This window comes from Staphylococcus simulans, assembly GCF_002902285.1.
Classification (GTDB): Bacteria; Bacillota; Bacilli; order Staphylococcales; family Staphylococcaceae; genus Staphylococcus; species Staphylococcus simulans.
Genome location: NZ_PPRU01000003.1, coordinates 1 through 4,149, shown reverse-complemented (window position 1 = coordinate 4,149; position 4,149 = coordinate 1). Strand labels below are relative to the sequence as shown.

At 38.5% G+C, this 4,149-nt stretch carries 4 protein-coding genes; 2 read left to right on the top strand and 2 right to left on the bottom strand.

All coding sequences use genetic code 11. The annotated features are described in order from the left end of the window. The first annotated feature begins 56 nt into the window (after positions 1-56). Positions 57-674 carry a YIP1 family protein gene (locus tag CD112_RS00585; RefSeq protein ID WP_103363685.1) on the top strand — a complete coding sequence of 206 codons (618 nt, stop codon included), beginning with the start codon at positions 57-59 and terminating at the stop codon, positions 672-674. Between the two features lie 134 nt (positions 675-808). Next, the gene (locus tag CD112_RS00580) at positions 809-1,639 is read left to right on the top strand and encodes an alpha/beta hydrolase (protein WP_103363684.1); all 831 of its coding nucleotides are present in this window, start codon (positions 809-811) and stop codon (positions 1,637-1,639) included. Here CD112_RS00580 and CD112_RS00575 read toward each other — a convergent pair. Together CD112_RS00575 and CD112_RS13870 are read right to left on the bottom strand one after the other, a co-directional pair. Then, a complete protein-coding gene (locus CD112_RS00575; RefSeq protein WP_103363683.1) occupies positions 1,636-2,148 on the bottom strand; it encodes a methylated-DNA--[protein]-cysteine S-methyltransferase in 513 nt (170 codons plus the stop codon). The two genes, CD112_RS00580 and CD112_RS00575, sit on opposite strands and share 4 nt — an antisense overlap. Positions 2,149-2,296: 148 nt before the next feature. Continuing rightward, on the bottom strand, positions 2,297-4,149 hold a 1,853-nt coding region (locus CD112_RS13870), incomplete at its 5' end, for an SdrD B-like domain-containing protein (RefSeq protein WP_142380798.1).

Here is a 4,149-nt window from a genome sequence, read left to right as displayed (position 1 = left end):
TATTAAAATTAATGACTATGATACGCTCTTAATAAATCTTACATAAGGAGTAGCATATGGAAAATTCTAACTTACTGCTAGGGGATTCCTTTAGCAAATTCAGAGAACGTCCAAAATGGATACTTAATTTAATTATTTGGATTGTCGTAGTTATTGGTTCACTATGGTTGACTTTCGCTTTTAGTGATTGGACAGAACTCATGAAACAAAACAACCCAAATATGAATCAAGCACAAGTTGAACAAGCTAGATCGTTTATGGGACCAGTCACTGTTATTGGAGGCCTCTTCTCACAACTTTTCTATTTACTTGTCGCATTTTTAATCGTTTGGGCAATTGCGCGTATTTTCAAATCTAATGTGAAAAAGAAAAGCATTTTTGCGGGAACATTATTTGCGCTGTTAATCAGCTCATTAGTAGCACTGATTGTCTTAGTGATTCAAGTGATTGTTGGTTTAGATATTGTGAAAATTTCGATCACAAGCTTGAATATATTTGACCCAGGTAATAAAGTACTTAGCGTATTTAACTTACAGACTTTACTTTCTGGTTATTTATTGAGTGTTTTACTGTATAAAACTTGTAAGTTATCAGGAAAAGTTTCTATTATTTTTGGTGTTGCATTAGTCATTATTTCAATCGGATTCGGATTGCTTGGCGCATCCATTCAATAATATAGCTAATGAATAAGAGGGAATGAACATGTGTGTCATTCCCTCTTATTTATATATTTATGATTCGTTTTTCTATTCAAAAAAGCTTAAACTATTAACTAGTCATTTGTAGTGACTTATTCAAGCAGAAAGTAGTGATTCTAATAGATACACAAACAAACACCATACAAACACCTGATAATTTCCAACTTCATATACGTACGCACCTTTCACAACAACCGAAAGGTATCATCATCTATTATCATGGTGGTGGTTTAATTGCGGGTTCACCTCACGATTTATCTGATGAAGCAATTCAAATACTGACACAACATTTTCATTTAGTGGAAGCACCCTATCGGTTAGCACCCGAATCCAATATCGGCACTATTTTAAATGATGCTTTTTTAGTATTTGATAACATCAATAAAATATATCCTGATTTGCCACTCTTTACTTTCGGACGATCTTCCGGAGGTTATTTAGCTTTGCAAATCGCATCTCAACGTACTGTTAAAGGTGTCATTGATTTTTATGGTTATGCAAAAGTGGACTTGCCTGAATTCAAATTACCGCACAGTGAATTCCAAAAGAAAACGGCCCATCTGAACTCAGCTATGATTGATATGATGGTTCAATCACAACCGATTACAGAAGGACCGATTCAGTTTCGTTATCCACTCTATTTATATACAAGAGGCATCGGACAGTGGTATGAATTTGTCGGTATTCAAGATGCTGAAAAAACTGAATTAAATTTAAGTGCACGTGCTTTAAAACAATTGCCTCCCGTTTTTATTGCGCATGCTTCAAGAGATATTGATGTTCCTTTTAGTGAAAGCGAACGGTTGAAACAATATATTCCTAATTCCACATTAATTACACTCGATAGTGATGAACACGATTTTGATCGTTCGTTTAATAGTAATATTAAAACAATATACCAACAAGCAGAGCAATTCTTACACCAATGTTTAGAAATTTAAGTCGTAAATTGATTTAAGTCATGATGTTCACATTCTAATAAATAACGTTTCCTATCTAATCCGCCACCATATCCAGTCAGTTTGTTGTGGTGGCCTACCACACGGTGGCAAGGGATAATAATAGAAATCGGATTACTGCCTACTGCTCCACCAACTGCTTGTGCAGACATTTTTTTCTTACCTCTTAACTGTGCAATTTTACGTGCTATATCTCCATACGTTACTAATTCACCGTAAGGAATTTTAACAAGCTCATTCCAAACCTGTTCTCTGAATTCAGTACCAGAAGCATGATACTTAAAATTAATTTCTGGATTTTCCCCTTTAAAATAACGATCTAACCAATCACTGACTTGGTTAAAAACTGGCACTGAGGTTAATGCCACTTTATCTATATTTGGATTTTCTTTATTAATTTGTCCTTCGTAATAAATACCTGTCAATACATCATCTTCGCTTACAAGCGTTAATGTTCCTATTGGAGATTGATAATCACTCATTTTCGTCATTAAATCACCTTTTCTTCTTTTTATCTATTTAAACGCGGCAAATTCAATAATTTCTTTTAATCCCTATTACTTTCATTATGTATAAAAAAAGAACACACCTCAAATGAGATGTGTTCCAAAAATCATTGATAGATTTTTTTAGTTAAACTTATTGTTTATCTTTATTGTCTTTACGACGTCTACCGAATAACAAGATTGAACCTAGAGCTGCAAATAATCCACCGAATAATGGCGCGTTATTTGTGCTTTCTGTTTCACCTGTGTCTGGTAAAGCTTCTTCCTTCTCTTTAGAACTTGCTTCTTCAGAAGGCTTTTCTTGTTTTTCAACTGCTGGTTGTTCCACGCTTGGAGCTGGAGTAACAGCTGGTGCAGTTGGTTCCTCTGGTGTTGTTGGAACTTCCGGTTTTTCAGGTGTGCCTGGCTCTTCCGGTGTTGTTGGAACTTCTGGTTTTTCAGGTGTGCCTGGTTCTTCCGGTGTTGTCGGAACTTCTGGTTTTTCAGGTGTGCCTGGTTCCTCTGGTGTTGTCGGTTCTTCTGGTTTTTCAGGTGTGCCTGGCTCTTCCGGTGTTGTCGGAACTTCCGGTTTTTCAGGTGTGCCTGGTTCCTCTGGTGTTGTCGGTTCTTCCGGTTTTTCAGGTGTGCCTGGTTCCTCTGGTGTTGTCGGTTCTTCCGGCTTTTCAGGTGTGCCTGGTTCTTCCGGTGTTGTCGGTTCTTCCGGTTTTTCAGGTGTGCCTGGTTCCTCTGGTGTTGTCGGTTCTTCCGGCTTTTCAGGTGTGCCTGGCTCTTCCGGTGTTGGATCCTCTGGTGTTGGTTCTACTACTGGTTTGTAGAATCCGCTGTCGATTGTTTTATCATCTGCGTTATTTACAATCACTGTTACAGTTTTGCCGTCTGAGTCTAATGCAGTATTTCCTACATTAACTAATGTTGGTTCATAACCTTCTGGCGTTTCAAATGTAATTGTATATTCACCATTCGGTAAGTTTGTGAACTCATAATTACCATTTTCGTCTGTTGTAGTTGTAACTGTTGATCCATCTGGTTTTGTCAACGTTACTTCTACGCCAGGGATGCCAGGTTCATTTGAGTTTTGGATACCGTCTTTGTTTGTATCTTCCCAAACTTTATCGCCAACTGTGTAAGTTGCTGGTACTGGTGTTGGTTCTACTACTGGTTTAAAGAAGCCACTATCAATTGTGTAGTTATCTGCATTATTGATTGTAACTGTTGTTGTTGTTCCATCTGAATCAAGCGCAGTATTTCCTACATTAACTAATGTTGGTTCGTAACCTTCTGGTGTTTCGAATGTGATCGTGTAGTCACCGTTCGGTAAGTTTGTAAACTCATAGTTACCGTTATTGTCTGTTGTTGTCGTTACTGTTGATCCGTCTGGTTTTGTCAACGTTACTTCTACGCCAGGGATGCCAGGTTCATTTGAGTTTTGGATACCGTCTTTGTTTGTGTCTTCCCAAACTTTATCGCCAACTGTGTAAGTAGCTGGTACTGGTGTCGGCTCTTCAACTGGTTTGTAGAATCCGCTGTCGATTGTGTAGTTATCCGCGTTATTGATTGTTACTGTTGTTGACGCGCCGTCTGAATCCAATGCATCGTCGCCTACGTTGACTAATGTTGCTTCATAACCTTCCGGTGCTGTGAAATCAACTGTGTAGTCGCCGTTTTCTAGACCAGTAAACTCATATTTACCGTTCGCATCTGTAACTGTCGTTACTGTTGATCCGTCTGGTTTTGTCAATGTTACTGTTACGCCTTCGATACCCACTTCATTCGAGTTTTGGATGCCGTCTTTGTTTGAATCTTCCCATACATAGTCACCTAAGTTGTATGTTGCCGGTACTGGCGTTGGTTCTTCAACCGCTGGTTTGAAGAATCCGCTGTCGATTGTGTAATTATCCGCGTTATTGATTGTTACTGTTGTTGACGCGCCGTCTGAATCCAATGCATCGTCGCCTACGTTGACTAATGTTGCTTCATAACCTTCCG